The organism is Streptomyces sp. NPDC021749, from assembly GCF_040640655.1.
Taxonomy (GTDB): domain Bacteria; phylum Actinomycetota; class Actinomycetes; order Streptomycetales; family Streptomycetaceae; genus Streptomyces.
Genome location: NZ_JBFACE010000038.1, coordinates 30,240 through 45,765, shown reverse-complemented (window position 1 = coordinate 45,765; position 15,526 = coordinate 30,240). Strand labels below are relative to the sequence as shown.

Annotated in this window: 14 protein-coding genes and 4 pseudogenes; 7 read left to right on the top strand and 11 right to left on the bottom strand. The window is 69.4% G+C overall.

Annotated elements, in window-relative coordinates; translation table 11 throughout:
* Positions 1–216: 216 nt before the first annotated feature.
* Positions 217–633: pseudogene (locus tag AB0G35_RS29505) on the top strand (sugar nucleotide-binding protein); the annotation flags it as partial.
* A 225-nt stretch (positions 634–858) separates the two neighbouring features.
* Here the strand turns inward: AB0G35_RS29505 and AB0G35_RS29500 are convergent.
* Both AB0G35_RS29500 and AB0G35_RS29495 read right to left on the bottom strand, forming a co-directional pair.
* Positions 859–1,335, bottom strand: coding sequence for an SRPBCC domain-containing protein (locus tag AB0G35_RS29500; RefSeq protein ID WP_360955817.1), 477 nt, complete (start codon positions 1,333–1,335; stop codon positions 859–861).
* Positions 1,336–1,521: 186 nt separating this feature from the next.
* Entirely contained in the window at positions 1,522–1,671 is a 150-nt protein-coding gene (locus AB0G35_RS29495; protein WP_360955815.1) for a hypothetical protein, read from the bottom strand.
* Between the two features lie 651 nt (positions 1,672–2,322).
* On the opposite strand from AB0G35_RS29495, the gene AB0G35_RS29490 reads away from it, so the two are divergent.
* Together AB0G35_RS29490 and AB0G35_RS29485 are read left to right on the top strand one after the other, a co-directional pair.
* Positions 2,323–3,765 carry an NAD-binding protein gene (locus AB0G35_RS29490; RefSeq protein ID WP_360955813.1) on the top strand — a complete coding sequence of 481 codons (1,443 nt, stop codon included), beginning with the start codon at positions 2,323–2,325 and terminating at the stop codon, positions 3,763–3,765.
* A 235-nt stretch (positions 3,766–4,000) separates the two neighbouring features.
* Positions 4,001–4,582, top strand: coding sequence for a TetR family transcriptional regulator (locus tag AB0G35_RS29485; protein WP_360955811.1), 582 nt, complete (start codon positions 4,001–4,003; stop codon positions 4,580–4,582).
* Between the two features lie 172 nt (positions 4,583–4,754).
* On the opposite strand, the gene AB0G35_RS29480 is transcribed toward AB0G35_RS29485, so the two are convergent.
* From AB0G35_RS29480 to AB0G35_RS29455, 6 genes and pseudogenes are all read right to left on the bottom strand, one after another.
* Positions 4,755–5,249, bottom strand: a complete 495-nt coding sequence (locus tag AB0G35_RS29480) for a methyltransferase domain-containing protein (protein WP_360955883.1) — start codon at positions 5,247–5,249, stop codon at positions 4,755–4,757.
* Between the two features lie 223 nt (positions 5,250–5,472).
* Positions 5,473–5,806 (bottom strand): annotated as a pseudogene (locus AB0G35_RS29475) (hypothetical protein).
* Between the two features lie 282 nt (positions 5,807–6,088).
* Positions 6,089–6,736 (bottom strand): class I SAM-dependent methyltransferase, encoded by a 648-nt coding sequence (locus tag AB0G35_RS29470; protein WP_360955809.1) that lies wholly within the window; start codon positions 6,734–6,736, stop codon positions 6,089–6,091.
* A 572-nt stretch (positions 6,737–7,308) separates the two neighbouring features.
* Positions 7,309–8,082 carry a class I SAM-dependent methyltransferase gene (locus AB0G35_RS29465; RefSeq protein ID WP_360955807.1) on the bottom strand — a complete coding sequence of 258 codons (774 nt, stop codon included), beginning with the start codon at positions 8,080–8,082 and terminating at the stop codon, positions 7,309–7,311.
* Positions 8,083–8,159: 77 nt separating this feature from the next.
* Complete coding sequence (locus AB0G35_RS29460; protein WP_360955805.1) at positions 8,160–8,915, bottom strand: LysR substrate-binding domain-containing protein; 756 nt, start codon at positions 8,913–8,915, stop codon at positions 8,160–8,162.
* The gene (locus tag AB0G35_RS29455) at positions 8,912–9,082 is read right to left on the bottom strand and encodes a LysR family transcriptional regulator (RefSeq protein WP_360955803.1); all 171 of its coding nucleotides are present in this window, start codon (positions 9,080–9,082) and stop codon (positions 8,912–8,914) included. Before AB0G35_RS29455 ends, AB0G35_RS29460 begins: the two co-directional genes overlap by 4 nt.
* Positions 9,083–9,807: 725 nt before the next feature.
* On the opposite strand from AB0G35_RS29455, the pseudogene AB0G35_RS29450 reads away from it, so the two are divergent.
* A pseudogene (locus tag AB0G35_RS29450) lies at positions 9,808–9,954 on the top strand (IS5/IS1182 family transposase); the annotation flags it as partial.
* 9 nt (positions 9,955–9,963) lie between these two features.
* Here AB0G35_RS29450 and AB0G35_RS29445 read toward each other — a convergent pair.
* The 3 genes from AB0G35_RS29445 to AB0G35_RS29435 all read right to left on the bottom strand — a co-directional run bounded on the left by AB0G35_RS29445 (position 9,964) and on the right by AB0G35_RS29435 (position 11,641).
* A complete protein-coding gene (locus tag AB0G35_RS29445; protein WP_360955801.1) occupies positions 9,964–10,251 on the bottom strand; it encodes a hypothetical protein in 288 nt (95 codons plus the stop codon).
* Between the two features lie 508 nt (positions 10,252–10,759).
* A complete protein-coding gene (locus AB0G35_RS29440) occupies positions 10,760–11,053 on the bottom strand; it encodes a hypothetical protein (RefSeq protein WP_360955799.1) in 294 nt (97 codons plus the stop codon).
* A 135-nt stretch (positions 11,054–11,188) separates the two neighbouring features.
* The gene (locus tag AB0G35_RS29435) at positions 11,189–11,641 is read right to left on the bottom strand and encodes a helix-turn-helix domain-containing protein (RefSeq protein WP_360955797.1); all 453 of its coding nucleotides are present in this window, start codon (positions 11,639–11,641) and stop codon (positions 11,189–11,191) included.
* Positions 11,642–11,743: 102 nt separating this feature from the next.
* Between AB0G35_RS29435 and AB0G35_RS29430 the strand changes: the two genes are divergently transcribed.
* The 3 genes and pseudogenes from AB0G35_RS29430 (at position 11,744) to AB0G35_RS29420 (ending at position 15,322) form a co-directional block, all read left to right on the top strand.
* Positions 11,744–13,048 (top strand): MFS transporter, encoded by a 1,305-nt coding sequence (locus tag AB0G35_RS29430; protein WP_360955795.1) that lies wholly within the window; start codon positions 11,744–11,746, stop codon positions 13,046–13,048.
* 189 nt (positions 13,049–13,237) lie between these two features.
* Positions 13,238–14,332 (top strand): annotated as a pseudogene (locus tag AB0G35_RS29425) (serine hydrolase domain-containing protein); the annotation flags it as partial.
* Between the two features lie 213 nt (positions 14,333–14,545).
* Positions 14,546–15,322 (top strand): MerR family transcriptional regulator, encoded by a 777-nt coding sequence (locus tag AB0G35_RS29420; RefSeq protein ID WP_360955793.1) that lies wholly within the window; start codon positions 14,546–14,548, stop codon positions 15,320–15,322.
* Positions 15,323–15,526: the final 204 nt, after the last annotated feature.

The window sequence follows — 15,526 nt, the reverse complement described above, 5'->3', positions numbered from 1 at the left end:
CTAACGCGCGGACCGGACGAGGGCATGCTGAAGGGGGCCGTCGGCGGCCATATTCATCAACCTCCCTGTCCAAGATCACGTACGCTTCCTGCGCCGCAGGACGGTACCAACCTGACGCCAGCCGCAGCAAGGTATTTTCGGAGCGTCGACAGGCCCCTGGACACCGGCCAGCTTCACAGGCCTTGGACATCAAGGACGGGTCTACGGTGTCACATCGTGACGATTCTGATCATCGGCGGTAGCGGCTTCCTGGGCGCTGAACTGATCCGCCAGGCAGCAGCGGCCGGGCAACCGACAGTGGCGACGTGCACGACAAGACCTGGCAATGCCGCTCACGTCGCGTGGCATCACCTGGATTTACGGGAACCTGGGCGCGTGGACGCGGTCGTGACCGAGGTCGGCCCACATGTTGTCGTCAACGCTTCCAGCGGAAAGGAGGACTGGGCGGTCACGGCCCAGGGCCCCGTCCGCCTGGCGATCGCGGCGGCGAGAGTCGGCAGCCACCTCGTGCACGTCTCCAGCGACGCGGTCTTCTCCGGATCGCGTGTCCACTACGACGAGTCCTGCCTCCCCGACCCCCTCACCCCGTACGGAGCGGCGAAGGCCGCAGCGGAGACCGGGATCCTGCTCGTGCAGCGGAAACTGCGCACCAGGCTCCGCGGCGCCCGCGGCTTCCTCGCTGGGACAGCTGACCTCGCGTCCCCCGGTGAGTGGGGGAGTGGGTGAGTCGGTGACTGGGTGAGCCGGCGATTCGGGCTGCGCGGGACACAGCGCTGATGCCAGTCACAAAGGTAGTGCCGGTGGACGGAGACGTACGCATTCCGGCGCACCGGCTATCTCAACTTCGGTGTGATGACATCACCTGCCGGAAACAAGCACGGCCAGGTGGTGCAGCGAGTTGGTGAGGTGCTCAGGGGCGAACGGTGGGAACTGGAGGTACTCCCGGATGGACTGCGGCACCGCGGACCAGTCGTAGGTGAGCGTGACCTCGGTCTCGCAGGGGCCGAGCGGCGCGAGGTCGTAGCGCCAGGTCCAGCCGCCGAACTCCAGGGTGCCGTCGTCCTTCTCCTGCCCCGTCAGCCAGCCGATGGTGCGCGGCGGGTCGAGTACCTGGACCTTGTTGGCCACCTGGTAGTCACCGTGTGGATGGTTGGGGTGGTACATGGCCATCCGGAAAATCTGTCCCTCTTCGGTCAGCGGCGCTCGGTCGACGGCTTCCTGAACCCAGCCGGTGCCATCGATCGCAGAATGGGCCGTCGGGTCCGCCAGCACCGCGAACACCTTCGCGGCGGGCACGGCGACGGTCAGGGTGGCGCTCACGTACTCCTGGTCCACGGTGTGCACGCTCCTTGTCATCTCATCTCGGCCGACCCGCCCGCAGGCGCGGAAGGGGACGTTCCGCGCAAGGAGAGGATGCGGCGAGGGGGACTCACCGGTCATTCATCGGTCACTCACCGGTCGTGTGGGGCCGCCCTCAACGGCACAAATCTTCGGCGGCGGTTCCAGGAACAGGGCAGATGTTCAGGAGATCGTCAGGTCCCCCTGGTCGTCGAGGTGGTCGTCCAGGTGGTCGGCGAGCTGGTCAGACGGTGTGTGTCGGCTGTGCTGTGCGCGCCACGTAGGGACGGCACGGCGCAGTGCCTGAGTGTAGTCGGCCGTACGCGTCGGCACGTGTTCATCGAGACGTACCTGTTCGGCAGCGACGAGTGCCACCCCGCGAGCGCGAAGGCCTCACCTGAAGGGCACGAGCAGGGGCGCCGGGGAGAAAACCTTGCAGCGCTGGGGCTGTCGTGTCCGAGGCCGCGGCCCGCTTGTCGCATCCGCATCCGCACCCGCCGCCCGGTGACGCATGTGGCCCCTGGCAGCCGGCCGCTACTGCTGCGTTTGAGCACATGTCTGAAGCGCGGGCGCCGAGAGCGTGGCGTCTGTCCATGGTGCGGAGGACGAGCCGCTCCTACCTTCGGCATACGCGAGATTCAGCGCTGGGTGGCCCCCGGCACTCCTCGTCGGCCGGTCCTCCGACCGGCCCCCGACCGGTTCAAGGGGGCCGGTTCCGGCCGGTACCGGCAGCGCCTGGCCGGCCCCGGCTGGGAAGGGCCGGTCCTGACTGGAGTGCCGCGCCACCATCCGAGGGGAGTAGAACCGTGCACGCTGACGGCAGGCAACCCGTTCCGCCGCCCACCGGCATCACCCACTCCGGCCCGGCCGTGCGCGGCCGGTCCGCCGACCCGAACGATCTCAGGTGCCACTGCGGCCGGTTGCTCACCAACTGCCCAGGCTGCCAGTCCTCCCGCTGCCTCGACTGCGACCCCTATCGATCTGATGACTGTGCCTTCGATCTCTGAGCAATCCCTCGACGGCGTCGCCACCGCCGAGCCCGACGCATTGCCGCATCCCTCAGACGGTCCGCGACCGCGACCCGAAAACCAGGCGCCGGAGCGGTACTTCGTCGTCATCGGCAGCGATGAAGCGCGCAGAGTCTGCGGCTTCCTGCAGTCGGCGGGACACACGGTGCGCCACCTGGCACAGCCCACGGACGCGGATCTGCGCCGGGCGCTGGACCAGGAGTTGACGGGAATCGAGGTCGCGGGGGTCGCGATCCTCTTCGACGACGACGTCGAGTCCCTGCGCTACGCGCTCGCGGTCGAGCACATCTGTCCAGGCGTCATGCTGGTGGTGACCGTCTTCGACCGGACGGTCGCCGAGCAACTCGTGCGCGTGGTTCCCAACTGCCACGTCACCTCGCCGGCCGAGGTCGCTGCCCCAGCCCTGCTGGCCGCCTGCCTCCAACCCGACCTGCTGGCCCTCAACCGCACGTCCTCGGGCCACATCGGGGCCCGTTGGGAAGACGACGGCGTGCGTCTGGAGACGTACCGGCCACCGCGTTCCCTGAGGTGGCGGGCCTGGCTGGGGAAGATCAGAGGCCAGCTCCGTCCCCACGACGGCAGCTCCCGCATCATGCTGACCGGTCTCGCCGGACTTCTCGCCGTGCTGCTCGCGGACTGGTCCTGGGCCGTGACCCTCAACCACCGGCCACCGGTGGAGGCCTTCTTCGAGGCGGTACGCACCGTCTCTGCCGTCGGCCCCGCGTCCGCGCACGGATCGAGCGCCTATCTGATGTTCGCCGCATTCGCGATGCTCATCACCATCGTCTTCACGGCCGTCTTCACCGCCGGCATGGTGGACCGGCTCCTGGCGCCCCGCTCGATCGGCATGGTGGGGCCCCGGGCCCTTCCCCGCGCGGGCCACGTGGTGGTCGTCGGGCTCGGGCAGGTGGGGCTGCGGCTGTGCACCCGGTTGCAGGACCTCGGCATCGGCGTGATCGCGGTCGAACGGGACCCGGCCGCCCCCAACCTCCGGCTGGCCAAGGCCCTCGGTGTTCCCGTCCTCATCGCCGACGCCACCGACAGGTTCGTACTGCGCAAGCTCAGCCTCCACGCCGCTCAGGCCATGGCCGCCGTCGCCTCCGACGACCTGGACAACATCGCGGTCGCCGTCGCCGCACGGGCAGTCGCCCCTGATCTGCGCGTGGTCATCCGCGCAGGTGACCACGAGGCCATCGCCGAGACCCAGTCACTGTTCAGGATCGGCACCGTCCACGACCTGGGCAGTCTGAGCGCCGCGTACACGACGGCGAGCCTGACCGGGCTACGGCCACGCGGGGTACTTGCCCACGGCAGACGGCTGTTGGTGGAGCACGGCAGCGGAACCTTCACGCCGTGGCCCCACGCACTCCGGTGCGATCACCAAGAGGCCGCTGCCTGAGCGGTGCGAGCGCCTCGCGAACCCCACCGTCCCGGTGACCATAGTGAGGCAGAGACGTACAGACGCCACGGGGCGCCCTGAAGGGCGCACTTGACTCCGCGGCCCGGCCCGGCCCGGCCCGGCCCAGGCGTTGGCTCGCCACGACGTGTGGCTGGTCCGGCGTTCACCCTCTGGCGCTGGCGACCCCCGAGCCGTCCATGTAGTCCCGGGCCCGCGTGATCAGTCCGCTGCGGACGTGGAGTATCAGGAGGCCGGGGACGGCGAAGGTGGTGTGTCTGGCCGGCAGGCTTCCCACTACGACATGCTCGGCGACGATCGCTTCCGGATGAGCGGTCTCGTAGACCGCGATCTCACCACCATTCGCGCAGTGGCCATCGCGGCGAGCGTCGACCCGGCTCTGGTCATGCGGTACTTCGGCTCGAAGCGCGAGCTGTTCCAGCAAGCCGTACAGGCGTTTCCCGCGCCGCCGACGACCCCTGATGCCGACGCGCTCGTCGATCAGCTGTTGGCCACCCTCGGCCTCAAGCTCGGCGGCCTTCCCGAGGGCACGTTGGCGATGATGCGCTCCATGCTCACCGACCCGGCAGCGGCCGAGCACGTCCGCTCGGCCCTCGGCCGGCAGATCAACGGCATCGGTACTGCCTTGCCCGCAACCGAGGACCCGGAACTGCGGGCCGCTCTGGTCGTCACCACCTTGCTGGGCGTCACCATCGGCCACCAGCTCCTCGGCCTGGCTCCTCTTCGTGACGCCTCTGCGGAGCACATCGCCGCCTTGCTCCGCCCGGCCATCAAGGCCCTGGCAGAACCGCCGGAGTAACCACGGCCGACGCCGCCGATGCGGGTCCAGGGAGGTCTGTTTGCCGCGTCAACCGCCGGCGCCGTCACCTGACCCGACCGTCTCCTCCCCTCGACACGCCCGCCGCGGCCGGTCTGCGCGCGCGTGCTCGCGGCCGTACGTCGGACCCGGGCGTCGGTGTCGACGTGATGCCTCACAGCCGCCGGACGCGCAGCACGCCGGTCAGCATCGGGAGGGTGAACTCGCCGCGGGCGGTCTCCGCTCTGCCCGCGAGGAAGGCGCGTATCCGGCCCAGCGTGGCCTCTTGCTTCCGTTCCGGCATGACCAGCATCCCCGCGCGGGTCGCGAGTGTCGCGACGAGGGAGTCGGCGGTGCGGCGCTGCCCGTGCGGGAACTCGGCCTGCTCCGGCGAACCGAACCGGGCCACGCCAGTCGTGGGAAGGTGCATGTCTGCCGTCGCGGCGCGCCAGCTGGCGGGCGTGTCGCGCGGGCCGATGGCCGCGCTCCCGCTGACCCGCGCGAGCCCGGCAACCCACTCGACCTGGTCGTCCATGAGGTTCCACAGGCCGCCCAGGGCGCCGCCGGGCGCGAGGACCCGGGCGGTCTCGGGCCCCGCGACCGCCATGTCGAACCAATGCATGGCATTGCCGGCCAGCACGGCATCGACCGAAGCGTCCGGCAGCGGTATCGCCTCACACGGTCACGCTATCGGTGCCGCCGACGGGCAGCTACTCCCTCGCCACTTCGGCTACGCCCACCCGACAGCTCCGCTGCTTCGTACCCACCGCGCACTGGCGGCAAGGCATCGCTTGCGGGCTGGGACGGCCCTCCGGAGGTGGTGCCGATCGCCGTATCGGATGTGTGCAGCGGCCGGCGGCCCGGTGCCGTACCACCTCCAGGACCCATGCCCGTCATGCCATCTCCCACAGCCCCTTCACCAGCACGGAGAAACCACCGGCCAGGGCCAGGGCGAAGATGAGCCGACGCACCCCCCGCTCCCGGACCCGCGGGGCGAGCACCCTGCCGATGAGGGCGCCCGCCACCATGGCGGCCACGGTCACCGACCAGGCCGACCCGCTCAGCCGCGGCACACCATTGACGGCGACTGAAGAAGACGTTCACCGCGATTCCGTAGAACTGTGCATTCGGGCTGATGACTCCGGCCGCGCAATTGGCGAGCACCACCCCCTGCATCGGCCCGAGCAGGAGAACGAGCACGGGGACCGCGATGAGCGCAAAGCCCATGCCGGTGAGCCACTGCACCGAAGCGGCCAACACGACTATGCCGCCCAGCAGTAGCTCGGCCGCTCCTGCGCCAGCCACAGCAGACTCCTACCGTCACCCGATGATCGGCCCCATCCTCAGCAGAGGATGGGGCCGACCGCAATGGCCCGGCAGGCACGTTCTCTTCGTGCCGGAACTCATCGATTTCGCTCACGGAATCCCTCTACGCGGAGGTCGTGCGACGAGCCCGCAGAGGATGTCCGGCCGACCGGCCAGGCTGCTGTTCGCGCGTGGCTCCTCGGTCTACGCCCTGTACGCGAGGAGTTGGACTTCCTGGAACTGCCGCCGGTCCGTGGGCTTCGGCTCGATCACCAGGCGGGCCGACTCTGCCAGTCCGTGATCGCGCAGAAGCTCGGCGAAGCGGTCGGGGGACCAGCGGTAGGCCGTCACCACCGTGTGGTCGTAGGCCTGCGTCTCGTGGTGGGGACCGTCAGTGGCCGGGAATTCGATCAACAGGTGCCCGCCGGGAGCCAGGACCCGGGCGATCTCGGCCAGGATGGCGGGCAGGTCCTGCGGAGGGGTGTGGATGACGGACCACCGCGAGAGCACTCCGCCAAGCGCGCCGTCGGCGATGTCCAGCGCGGCCATCGAGCCGACCTCGAACCGCAGCCCGGGGTTGGCTTCGCGAGCGAGCTCGACCATCACGGGGGAGGCGTCGACGCCGAAGGCATTCAGGCCCAGCCCGTGGAGGTGAGCCGTGAGGTGGCCCGGTCCGCAGCCGAGGTCCGCGACCCTGCCGTCGCCGTTCGTCCGCACCAGCTCCGCGAAGGCATTCAGGAGGGCGCGCTCCAAAGGACGGTCGCCCAGCGTGTCATGGAACAGCTGTGCGTAGGTGGGGGCGATGGCGTCGTAGGCCTCGCGGGTGGCGTGCAAGGTGTCGAGTTCGGTCACCCGGAGACCGTAGCGGGAGGAGAGGGCTTGCGTTTCAAGAACGGTTGGTTGAGCAGTCGGCGTGCTGCGCAGCAGGCCCCGCCGATGGTGCTTCCGCTTCGGCCGTGGTCGCCGCCCTCACCGCGCTCTGCCCACGCGGAGCCGGCGCCGGCGGTACCCGACTCCGGCTCCTCGTACTCCTACGCTCACGCCACGCGGAGTTCGGCGGCGGCTTGTCTGCGGTTCCGTGATCGACCGTCACGGGGCGCCGGTGGCGGCCCCTCGCCGCGTGAGCTCAACCTCGCCGCGAGAACTCAAGAACACCGCCGTACACGAGGGGGAGAGCGATGCCGCCCGAGATCGCCTGGGGCACCACCCCCCTCCACGTCCACGCCATCGCGCCACCCGTTGCGGGTTCCCGGCTCGCTTTGCACGCTCCCGGAAGGCGCGCCGGCGGCATGCTCCGGAGCAGTACCGCTCCGGGCCGGCCGCTTGCTCCGCCGCCGACCGGTATACGCGCCCACGTCGTTCACGGCGCCGTCACCGTCGTCGGCTCGATCCGACCCTGACGGTGCTCGTGATCGGCTGACTGGTCAGTCGTCCGAGTCGGTGGCCGACGGGGGTACCTCGACGACGAAGAACAGGAAGCACGTTTTGGTCGAGAGGTCGTGGAAGTCGTCGGGGAACAGCTCACGCGCGACCGGGTCGGGCTGCGGCTCGCTGATGGTGGAAAGACGGAAGCCGGCGGTGGTGAAGGCATCGATCATCGCGTGCAACGGCCTGCGCCAGAACCTCATCGGGACGGACTGCCCGTTGAACGTCCAGTCGAAGGAATAGCTGGTGGTCGCGAAGTAGTCGGGTCGGGGATCCTGGATCGTGTAGGCCACGAAAGGGTGGTCCACCGACGCGATCAGCCGGCCACCGGGCCTGAGTACTCGCCGCAACTCGGCCAGCGTCGGCCCCCAGTCCTCCAGGTAGTGCAGCACCAGCGACGAAACCACGTCGTCGAACTCCCCGTCGGCGAACGGCAGGGGGTCGCTCAGGTCGACCAGGTGCAGATCCGCTTCGTCACCGAGCCGCCGCCTGGCCAATGCCAGCATCCCGGCGCTGGCGTCGATGCCGGTGACGACGGCACCGCGGTCGCGCAGTGCGGCGGACAGGGGGCCCGAGCCGCAGCCGGCGTCCAGGATTCGCCGGCCGGCCACGTCTCCGGCGAGGGCCAACATCGCGGGCCGCGCGTAGTACGCGTTCACGAGGTTGTTCTCGTTTTCCGCCGAGTACGCCTCGGCGAAGCTGTCGTAGTCGTTCACCTGGGCCGGAGCTGCGGGCCGGGCGAGACTCTCGGGTACGTCGGGTAAGCGTTCCATCGTCGCAGCCTAGTAGTCGCACGATCCGCCGGACAAAGCCCAGCCGGGTCCTACGCCCTCCGAAACCCAAGGGCCAGTCACTGATGGTTCTCTGGTGGTCGCGGCGGGGTGAGCAGCGAGACGAGCAGTCCGGTGAACTGTGCTGCCGCCGAGGGGAGTTGTCGGCGGAGCATGGTTTGCACCTGTGCCTCGCGGCGGCGGAAGACCGGGTGGTCGAGCCGTACGTAGACAACGCCATCGGTCAAGGGGTGCGGGTGCAGGTCGCCCAGGTCGCCGACGAGTGCGATGCCGCCGCCGGACCTCACGAATGCGTACTTCGAGGCCATCGCGTCGCAGACCAACGCCGGCCGGGCGGTGAGGTTGTCCAACTGCACGCCGATGTCGAAGAGATCGCGCTGGGTGGTTCCGGTCGGGGGCAGGGCGAGAGGGTACTCGCAGAGTTCGGCGAGGCCGACCCGCTGCCGGTCGGCCAGGTCGTGGCCGGGCGGGACGATGGCGGCCATGGGCACCACGGCCGCGCATTCCACCCGTACGTCGTGCTGGGGACCCATCGCGTAGGTGACGGCGATGTCGGCGATGCCCTCAGCCACCCGGCGGGTCGCTTCCTGGTGCGGCACGCGGTCGAGTCGGAAGGTCACGTCCGGGTGGTCGCGCCGGAAGACCGCCATCGCATGCGGCACGAGACGGCGTGCGAACCCCTCTGAACAGGCAACGGTGACGTGGCGGTGGTCGGCGCCGCTGCCGGTGCGCAGTTCGGTGACGAGCGCGGAGGACTCGGCCTCGCTGCGGCGGGCGTGGGCCAGAAGTCGTGATCCGGCGTCGGTCAGGGTCATCCCGCGTGGATGCCGGACGAACAGGGGGCGGCCGATCCCGGTTCGAGCTTGGTGATCTGCCTGCTGATCGCGGAGGGGGCGACGTGCAGCTTGTGGGCGGCCTCGGTCACGGCCCCTGTCCGGGCGACTTCGAGGAAGTAGGCGAGGCTCACCGGCATGAGCTGCATCGGACCTCCGTGGGCCTGGCGGCGAGATGGACGTGAGGTGTGTACCCCGCGTTGCTCAGATCAGAACGCTGGGCGGCTCGAATGGCCATGGTCAGGCCTGTCAGGCCGAGAACGCTCCCTTACGCTGCTGAGCCGGCACGGCAGTTGAGCGTGCACCCGCACCTGCGCCATTCCCAGGAATATTCCAGTGCTCCCCGAAAATCTGGTCCAGCGGGCCGAGGCGTACTCGACTCGGGCGCCTTCTTCGCCGACCTGAGCGCAATGACCGCCTACCCGACCGAAAGCAGCCGCCCACATAGTCACGTTGCCGTTAAGGCATACCTGGATGAGGTCCTCGTCCCCGCGCTGACCGCCCTCGGGTGCTCGGTGACCGAGTACGCCAAACCCTGACCGCCGAGGGCGACCGGTGGTACGGCCGCGGGGCGGCCGACAACAAGGGGGCTGTAGCCCGGTCGACCGGGCTACGGCCGCTTCGTTCCCGAGTGCCCGCCGACCGGAACTTCGGGTTGAGCGGGTTCACGGCTCGGGCGATGGAGCCGCAGTCACGTACCACCTCGCCGTCCGCGGCATCTCCTGTGCCCTCCGCTGCTGCTGCGGGCGCTCGTTCTGGGCGGTGAGCAGGCCCTGGAGGCCGTCCCCTCCCAGGTGATCGCTCCTCCGACCGGCCGGAACGGCAACGCCTCCGCCATGGCCTCCAGGATGCGGCGGGCTTCACGGACCAGGAGATCTACCGGCGCCGCAATACCGTCGAGCGGTGCTTCAACCTGCTCAAGGGCTTCCGTGGCATCGCTACCCGGTACGACGAGACCGCCACCAGCTTTGCAGCGGCGGTCTGCCTGGCCTCATGCCTGCTCTGGGCAAGGTCCCTTTGAAGGCGGACCCTAGTACGCGGAGGCCACGACCTCCCCGGCCGTGATGTGGGGCGGGTTGGGCATCAGTGTCGCGAGGTTGTCACGTACGAATTCCGCCGCTGCGGAGACCGATTGTTCGGCGCCGGCCCGGTCGCGGAAGACACTGGTGGAGACCATCACTCCGTTCCCGGCGTCGACCCAGTAGTAGGCCACGAAGCCGGGGACCTGGCGCATGAGCGGTACGAACCCTTCTTTGACGAGGCGGCCGGCCTCGGCTGGATCGGTCACCCCTTCGTACCGTCGGACTGCTGCGTACATGGTCGATCTCCTCATGGGATTCAGGGATTCAGGGAGTCATGGTCGTGCTTGCGGGAACGCCGTACCCTCGCGGCGGCTGCCTGGCTCGTAAGGAGTCCGGAAATCACCTGAAGGTCCGTCTTCGGTGATCCGAACGGCGCGCTGGTGCAAACGGTGGGGGACAGGCGTTGGCGCCTGGATGATGCGTCGACGGGCGGCCTCGGTCGCCCGCGTGCACGATGATGAGCGTGGGCTTCGGTGGCCCTCGGTGGCCTGCGTAGCCTCCCTGGGCGTTCATGGGCCTCCCTGGGCCTCCCTGGGCCTTCATGGGTCTTCGTGGACCTTGGTGGCCTCCCGTACTGAAGGCCTGGCAGCCCCTGGTCCGGCTTGCGGTGAACGCCGGTGAGCGGCTGCTGATCGCCGGGGCCCAGGAGCAGCAGGGCGGGGCTGGCGGGTACCTTTGCGGCCGCGTCCGCAGTGCGCAACGCACCGGTGTCCCGCCCGTGTGCGGGTCCCGCCGCCAGGGGCGTCACTCTCCGTCGATGTCCGGCTGGATCTCGATCGTGAAAGCCGCGTCCTCGGGGCCGGTGCCTTCCTCGTGCTGCCAGACGATCACGCGCACGTGCCCCTGCACGGCGCCGCGGCGATCCCACTCGGACACCAGGTCGGTGACGACGAGGGCGGCGACGTACTCGGCGTCCTCCTTCGGATGGTCGGTGGTGACGGTGCCCCGCCACCGCTCGGGATGGTCGCCATAGGGGCGCCAGCCCTCGGAGCCGTGCGGCTCCTCCACCCGGTACACCCAGTCCGTCTCGGTGCTCATGAAACCGATCCTGTCACCTTCCCGACGGTTACCGGGTGGCCGGCTGCCCGGCTGCCCGGCTGTGCGCCGGGCGCGGTGTCGGCGCCCGGCGTGGGTGCCGTGCGGATCACCGGCGGCCCGGGTCTCCGGCTCGGATCATCGGGCGGAGATCTTGTGCACGGTGGTGTCGTCGGGGTTCAGCCGTCGCCCGTCCGCAGACAGCACTTCCAGTGCGCGGAGGCGCTGTCCCTGTTGGCGGTCGACCAGCTCTGAGTGTGCTTCGCCGGGGGCGAAGAAGTTCTGTTCGCCCCATTGCCGCAGTGCCACGATGACGGGGAAGAGCGTCTTGCCCTTGGGGGTCAGCACGTACTCGCGGTAGGCGCTGCCGTCCGAGGCGGGGACGGATTCGAGGACACCGCCGGCCACCAGGGTGCGCAGCCGGGCGGTGAGGATGTTCTTGGCCACGCCGAGGCTGCGCTGGAACTCCCCGAAGCGTCGGCTTCCGTCGAAGGCGTCCCGCACGATCAGCAGGGACCACCAGTCTCCGATCGCGTCCACCGCCCGGGCGACGGGACATTCACTGTCGTCGAAGCGCGTCCTGGTCACCACGGCGTCCCTCTCCCTCACAACGGTTGCAACATGCTACCAGGGTCGCTACTGTCGCGCACTGGTAGCAACTTGAAACCAGATGTCAAAGGTGCGGAGGGGTGGGTGCTCATGCCCAGCAACGGTGAGGCCGTGACACGACGGAACGAGGCCCGGAGCAGGGAAGACTCCGAAGGCTCCGCGTTCGTCCTGTCCCGCGGCGTCGTCATGCTGTTCGCCGTCGCCTGCGGGGCCGCGGTGGCCAACGTCTACTTCTCCCAGCCGCTCCTGGTGACCATGGGCCACGACCTCGCCATGAGCCCGGCACTCGTCGGCAGCGTGGTCACCCTCACGCAGGTCGGATACGGGCTGGGACTCCTCTTCCTCGTGCCGCTGGGCGACGTGGCCGACCGCAGACGGCTCATCGTGGCCCAGTTGCTGCTCCTGGGGGTGGCGCTGACCGTGGTGGCCGCCGCCCACACGCCGGCGATCCTGCTCGCCGGCATGGCCGCGACGGGGTTTCTCGCGGTCGTCACACAGACGCTGGTGGCCTTCGCGGCATCGCTGGCCCCTCCCGCCGGGCGCGGACGGGTCGTCGGCCTGGTCACCAGCGGCGTGGTCATCGGAATCCTGCTCGCCCGCACCGCGTCCGGCCTCATGGCCGACCTCGCGGGCTGGCGCTCCGTCTACCTCGCCTCGGCGTCGCTCACCGCTCTGCTCGCCCTGGTCCTGTCCCGAGTGCTGCCGCGCCACAGTGCCGCTCCGCCGACAACCCTGCGCTACGGACAGCTCCTGCGCTCCACGATCACCCTGTTCGCACGGGAACGACTGCTTCGGCTCCGGGCCCTGTTCGGTCTGCTGGTCTTCGCCGCCTTCAGCACCCTGTGGAGCAGCGTCGCGCTGCTGCTCAGTGCGGCCCCGTACTTCCTGCCCCACAGCGCGATCGGGGCGCTGGGGCTGATCGGTGTCGCCGGCGCCCTGGCCGCGACCGTGGCGGGACGCCTGAACGACCGTGGACTCTCCCGGCGGACCACCGGCATCGCCCTGGCACTGCTCGCCGCCTCTTGGCTGCCCCTGGCCTTCACCCGCGGCTCGCTCTGGGCCCTGATCGTCGGGGTGATCCTTCTCGATCTCGCCGTGCAGGCGGTCCATGTCACCAACCAGACCCTGATCTACGCGCTGCACCCGGACGCGGGCAGCCGGCTGATCGGCGGATACATGGTCTTCTACTCGATCGGCAGCGCCACCGGTGCCCTCGCCGCTACCTCCCTCTACGCGGTGGCCGGCTGGGGCGCAGTCTGCGCACTGGGTGCCGCGTTCAGCTGCCTCGGGCTCGGGCTGTGGGCGTTCACTCGACGTAGCACCTTCGACGTAGCACCTCGGACCAAGTGCACACCCCGAGAAAGCAGCTGTGAGCCAGAACACGGTTGAGGTTGACCCTGGGTCAGGGTGGAAGTTCGTCGCAACGGCACGACGCCGACCCGGATGCAACAGAGGCCGGAGGCAACCGATGCCGGAGGCAACAGCGGTCGGATGCCACCGATGCCGGACGCAACAGCGGTCGGATGCCACCGATGCCGGACGCAACGGACACCGGGTTCAACAGATTGAGGGAGCAGCATGTCCATTACCCACTCCGACCAGGGGCACGATCGCCCGGCGCTGCGCAAGGCGATCGAGGAGATCGTCGAGTCCGGTTTCCTCGGGGTGCAGCTGCGGGTGAACGACGAGCACGGCGAGTGGGTCGGCAGCGCCGGGGCACGCGAGCTCGGCCAGCACGCCAAGCCGCTGACCAACGGGCACTTCCGCACCGGCAGCACCACCAAGAACTTCATCGCGACGTCGGTGCTCATGCTGGTGGCCGAGGGCAGGATCGGCCTCGACGCCCCGGCGGATGACTACCTGCCCGAGTTCGGACTGGACCGGCGGATCACGGTGCGGATGCTGCTGCAGCACACCAGCGGGATCTTCAACCACACCGGCGAGCTCTACGAGGACGGGACGTTCGCGCCGGGAATCCCGATGCCGTACGGCATCACGGGCAGGGAGTGGCTGGACAACCGGTTCACGACCTACCGGCCGGAGGAGCTGGTACGGCTGGCGCTGTCCAAGCCGGCGCGGTGCGAACCGGGAGCGGACTGGAGCTACTCCAACACCAACTACGTACTGGCCCGGCTGGTGATCGAGCGGGTCACCGGCCGTTCGTTCGCCGAGGAACTGCAGCGGCTGGTCTTGGGGCCGCTGGGAATGACCGGCACCGTGGCTCCGGGCACCTCGCCGGAGATCCCCGAGCCGCACCACCACAGCTACTACCGCTATGAGGAAGCCGGGCAGCAGAAGACGGTCGATATCACCCGTCAGAACCCCTCCTGGATCGCGGCCGGTGGTGACATGATCTCGACCACCCAGGATCTGCACACGTACTTCTCCGCGCTGATGGGCGGCAAGCTCCTGCCGAACGAGCTGCTGGCCGAGATGCGCACGCCGTAGGCGAAGGTCGGCTACGGCCTGGGGGTGTTCGCGCAGGAGGTGGGCGGCGACACCCTCTTCCATCACAACGGTGCCCAAGGGGGCTCGGTGGCGCTGATGTACAGCACACGTGACGGCAGCAAGACCCTGACCGCCGGGCTGAACTGTGTGGACGACGCCGAGCTGTCCCTAGCAGCCGCATTCCAGAATGCCCAACAAAGGCTCGTCAACGAGGTGTTCTGTGGTGGACGGGCCGACCCGGCTCAGCCGACGGACTGGACACCTTCGCCCCGTACGCTGCGAGGGGCGCCCCCTTCCGGTCGTGCATGCATCAGGGGCACGCGAACCGGGGGCCACACCGGGCCGGGTGAGCTCGGCGCGGCCCGTCCACACGCTCGGCCGTGATGTGTGTAGTCGCCAAGGCCGAGCCCGAGCCCGAGCACAAGGCAGGCTGAGCAGATGATGAACGGAGTCACGATCGGGCAGGCGGCGGCATTCGTCGGCGTCACGGTGAAGACGGTGCGGCACTACCACAAGCTCGGCCTGGTCGAGGAGCCGGAACGCGACAGCTCCAGCTACCGGCGGTACGGATCGGCCGACTTGTTGCGGCTGGTGCAGGCCCGGACGCTGGCCGCCGCCGGGGTGCCGCTGTCCGAGATCGGGCCCCTGCTCGACGCCGACGCCGAGCAGTTCACCGCCGCGCTCGCCGACGTCGATCGACAACTCACCGAAAAGATCGAGGAGTTGACTGCGCGGCGTGACATGCTGCACCGGCTCGTCGGCGGCGACCGGGCCCTGCTGCCCGACCGCGCCTCCGCGATCCTGGACCGGATGCCCGGCCTCGGCTTCAGCCCCGACTACGTGGCCGCGCAACGCGAGGCCCTGGTGCTGGCCCGGGCGCTGGTGCCGGAGGGTTTCGACGGCTTCCTGACCCAGCTCGAACACTGCCTCGACGACCCCGAGTACATCGAGCTGACCAAGCGCGGCTGGGAGGCCGAGCGCTGGGAACCGGACGACCCGAGGATCGAAGAACTCGCGACCGCCATGGCCGACCACTACCTGGCCAACCCCACCCTGCTCGGGAGTCCCGCCAGCCTGCGGGCATGGGCCAGGGCTTCCACCCAGTACAGGCTGATCAACAACCACCGAGGCGACCAGGCACCGATCTCAGCCCGGCTGACCGCTCTCACCGAGACCAAACTCCGCTCCGCCGGCGTCCCCATCCCCTACCAATGAGGCCAGCCCTTTCCCAGACCGGTCGCGCCTTCGGTCGGGGGCTCCGCCGGCGCTCCCCCGGCGCTCCGCCGGCGCTCCGCCGGCGCTCCGCCGGGGAAGTTGTCCTTGTCATCGGTGAGGGAACGCCAGGGAACGTCTCCCCCTGGTCGGTAACGGGCTGGACGCGAGCTGGCATGATGAATGATGAGGGTCTGGGTCGGGAGA

Excerpts from the sequence above, each read along its gene's own strand:
- AB0G35_RS29490 (WP_360955813.1), top strand. The coding sequence starts at position 2,323 with ATGACTGTGCCTTCGATCTCTGAGCAATCCCTCGACGGCGTCGCCACC.
- AB0G35_RS29465 (WP_360955807.1), bottom strand. The coding sequence starts at position 8,082 with ATGGAACGCTTACCCGACGTACCCGAGAGTCTCGCCCGGCCCGCAGCT.
- AB0G35_RS29460 (WP_360955805.1), bottom strand. The coding sequence starts at position 8,915 with ATGACCCTGACCGACGCCGGATCACGACTTCTGGCCCACGCCCGCCGC.
- AB0G35_RS29455 (WP_360955803.1), bottom strand. The coding sequence starts at position 9,082 with ATGCAGCTCATGCCGGTGAGCCTCGCCTACTTCCTCGAAGTCGCCCGG.
- AB0G35_RS29445 (WP_360955801.1), bottom strand. The coding sequence starts at position 10,251 with ATGTACGCAGCAGTCCGACGGTACGAAGGGGTGACCGATCCAGCCGAG.
- AB0G35_RS29440 (WP_360955799.1), bottom strand. The coding sequence starts at position 11,053 with ATGAGCACCGAGACGGACTGGGTGTACCGGGTGGAGGAGCCGCACGGC.
- AB0G35_RS29420 (WP_360955793.1), top strand. The coding sequence starts at position 14,546 with ATGATGAACGGAGTCACGATCGGGCAGGCGGCGGCATTCGTCGGCGTC.